Genomic DNA, 3639 nt, shown 5'->3' with positions numbered 1-3639 from the left:
TGAAACTAAAGCACCATTTTCATCTCCATCTTTATAGCTTACCTTGCCAATAGTGACGCCATTAATTGTAAAATCATCAGATGTTTTTCCTTCTTTAATTGCATAAGCCCCTACAGTTCTAACATCAAAACTAGCTCTAACCCCTGTTTTATCTGCATTTCTATTGATCTCTTCAGCCAAAGCTCCAAGGCCTGTTCCAACTGAAGTAGAAATTACAACATCTTGAAATTTAAAGTCTTCAATACCATTATAATTCTTAATAGTAAGCCCAACAACACCAGAACTCACACTTTGAGAGCCGGTTTCAAATCTTGTTACACCAATCTTTGAAGATTGAGTCGCACCAATAGTTGCTTTTACAGTTTGATTTGAGCTTGAGCCAATTTGAAATTCTTGATTGGTAAAACTACCACTTAAAAGTTGTTTGCCATTAAACGAAGTAGTATTAGCGATATTATCAAGTTCTTCCATCAAGCGGTTGATATCTGCTTGAAGCATAGTTCTTGTTTTTAAGCTTTGTCCATCTTGAGCGGCTTGAGTTGCTTTAGTTTTAATAGTATCTAAGATCTTAAGTTGCTCATCCATTGCTTTATCGGCAGTTTGTAAGATACCTAAAGCATCATTACCATTAGATATAGCTTGACCCAAAGTATTAGCTTGAGAGCGAAGTGAATCTGCGATCGCCATCCCTGAAGCATCATCTGCTGCTGAGTTGATTCTAAGACCTGAACTAAGTCTTGCCAATGAACTATCTAAACTTTTAGAGTTTAGATCTGAGTTTGCTTTAGCATTAAGAGCTGCAACGTTTGTATTTATACGAAATCCCATTTTAAATCCTTTTAAATAAATTCAAGCTCATCCATGAACTTGTTAAAGACTATATCGTTTGCTTATAAAAAATCTTTATAGCTTTTTTTAAAAAAATTAATACAAAATCAAATTTTAAATATTTTATCCAAACTTTCTCTTCTTACATTTAATTTATTAATCAACAAAGTAAGCCAATCTTTATAAGCTTCAATTATTAAAAATAAATATTTTTTTCTTCTTGAATTTTTTGAGAGATAATTTTACTTAATTTAAATCCTCTGTTAAAAAAAACTCCTTTAAAAATTCCATCACAAAAAACTGATTTTTCCTCCAAAAAAGAATTAAAATTTTCTATATTTTTATATACATTTATTAAAAATTCTAAAGGTAATATTTTTTCATTTAAAAGAATTTTTTCTAAGACTTCTTTTAATGCTTTAGCATCTTCCAAAGCTTGGTTAATTATTCTCAAATCTTGTCTTAAATTATCTAAAATTTTTTTAAAAATTTTATCACTTCTATTTAAAGTTAAAGTTTTTGAAATTTGAAATTTGTTTTTCTTCTCATTCCCAAATTTTAAACAACATTCTTTAAAACTTAATTCTTTGGTAAAAGATATCCTAGCACCGCCTTCAGTAGCATTTAAAAAATTTACTTGAGTGTTACTAGCAAATAAAAATTCTAATTTTTTTCTATAATTGTCCCAAATCAAATGAGTTAAAACTTCATCTTCTCCACCATAAGCCAAAATTTTTAAACTAGAGATATTTAAGGTATTGTCAAAATCTTTTCCTAAAGAAAAATCACTAAAATGAGAATTGCCATTTTTATTATAGGCTAAATCTTGACCTATGATAATTATATTTTTAAAGCCTAAAGTTAAAGCTAAAGCATAACACATATGCCCCACATGAGTTCCAATATCTAAGTAACCAAAATCATTTAATATTATTTTTTTATCATTTGAATTTTGATTCAAAACAACACAAATTGAAAGTTTTTTTTGATTTAAAAGATTAGTAATACTCGGATGGGTATATTGACCTAAAATAAATAAAGTCGAATTTAATTTTTTTTCGTTTATATCTTTGAAAAATTTAATTGGATATTCTTCAAAATCAAGATTTAAAACATAATCAGGAATAATATTGTTTTTATAAAGCAAAGAAAAGGCTCCATCAGCACAAAAAATTACAAAATTTTCTTGATATTTTTTTAAAAGTGGAATTTGCTTTTCAAGACTTGGGCCAGCGCAAACTACTATACAATTTTCAAATTGATTTCTTCTTTCTTGGATAATTCTTTGAAAAGGAATGCTTTTAAGCATTGAAGGAATATTTTGTATAAAATTATCATAACAGCTCAAAGATATTTTAGATTCTGGATCTAAATTTCTAATTACAAGATAAATATTATCACGGATTATATGATCTAAATTTCTAATTTTATCTATAAAATACTTTTCATAATAAGAACAATTGATAAACATTTCATAAAGACTAAGATATTCAAACATATCATTTTGATCAAAAAGCAAGCTCAATTGCACATTAATTTTTTCTTCTTTAGTATCTACAAGATATATTTTGCCATTCTTTAATTCTTCGCTAAGATCAATCACACTTAAAGCTAAAATAAAAAGTTCAATTTCGTTTTCAAAAACAAAAATATGCTTATAAAATGAGGTTAAATTTTTAATAAGCAAAGCATTTCCTATGCCATAAATGCAAACAAAAGGATATCTTAATGTTTTTTCTAAAATAGCCTTTAAAAAATAAGCGATTTCTTGCCCCACATCGCTATACATAAAAACTTGATTTTTTTGATCAAAAATATTTAAATTTTCATCCAAACTAAAACGAACGCATTGTGAATCTTTTAAAAAATTACTAAGTTTTAAAGCCAAAGGCTCGTTAGTTCCACTTGCTAAAGCTTGGATATTTTTTTCTAAAATATTCATTTAATTCCTTTTAACCTCTAATAGTATCTTATCTTCTTTTTGGGTGAATTTATAAAGCAAATCTTCACAAGGATAGCTTATACTTTTATCTTTATATTCTTTTTTAGGATGTTTTTTAATCTTTTCAAGCATAATAGGAAGTTCTTTTTTTATAAGTGTTTTTATAGACATATTCATACCATGATCTAAACTTTTTATAAATTTTCCATCGATTTGATCTTGATCTTTAATCATATAAAGTTTTGCATCAAAATGATATTTTTTAAAAATATCATAAAGTTCTATTTTATCTTCTGGTGGAGCTATTCTTTTATCATAAAAAGAATGATAACTCACATAATGAGTGCTAGGAAAATTAGCACATACTTCAAGATGACTTGGTTCTAAGATATTACGGATCATGCATCTTGCCGGAGAGAAAAAATAAGGTGAAGAGCTATTGCTTGTCCAAAAAGTTTTATTAGAGCAAAAAACTTTTATATGCTGAAAAAAATCAAAGGTAGCAAATTCGGAATATTCTATAAAATCAATCTCTTTTCCAAATCCAACCAATCTCCAAAGAAATTTAGCATAACTAGAATTATCAATCACTCCATCTATAAGCCAAGGAGCAATTTTAGCAGCTAAATGAGATAGATACCCTCCATGGGAACTACCGATCATAATCACAGGAATACCCCCCCCATAGTATCAAACGGAGCATTTTTCTTTAAATAAAGAGCTGTATTTATGAGATCTTGAGCTTGCATAATGCCATAGTTTTGATACTCATTTTTTGTAGGTTGCAAGCTTACATGTAAATTTAAATAATAATCCAGTCTAAACCTACCCTCTTTTTTTCCTTCTATCAAAGCTTGATTGATAAAATG

The 3639-nt window shown here is 27.6% G+C and carries 1 protein-coding gene and 2 pseudogenes; all 3 read right to left on the bottom strand.

Annotation, left to right across the window (positions count from 1 at the left end):
* Positions 1-828: flagellin N-terminal helical domain-containing protein (locus tag H2279_RS08195; protein ID WP_337196235.1), on the bottom strand; the 828-nt coding region annotated here is incomplete at its 3' end.
* Positions 829-935: 107 nt separating this feature from the next.
* Positions 936-2770 (bottom strand): annotated as a pseudogene (locus H2279_RS08190) (motility associated factor glycosyltransferase family protein).
* Positions 2771-3639, bottom strand: a pseudogene (locus H2279_RS08185) (DUF2920 family protein); the annotation flags it as partial.

This window comes from Campylobacter sp. B0100352/1 (genome assembly GCF_020135855.1).
GTDB lineage: Bacteria > Campylobacterota > Campylobacteria > Campylobacterales > Campylobacteraceae > Campylobacter_D > Campylobacter_D taeniopygiae.
Note: the sequence above shows the minus strand (reverse complement) of the source record. Positions and strands in the feature narration are given on the sequence as shown.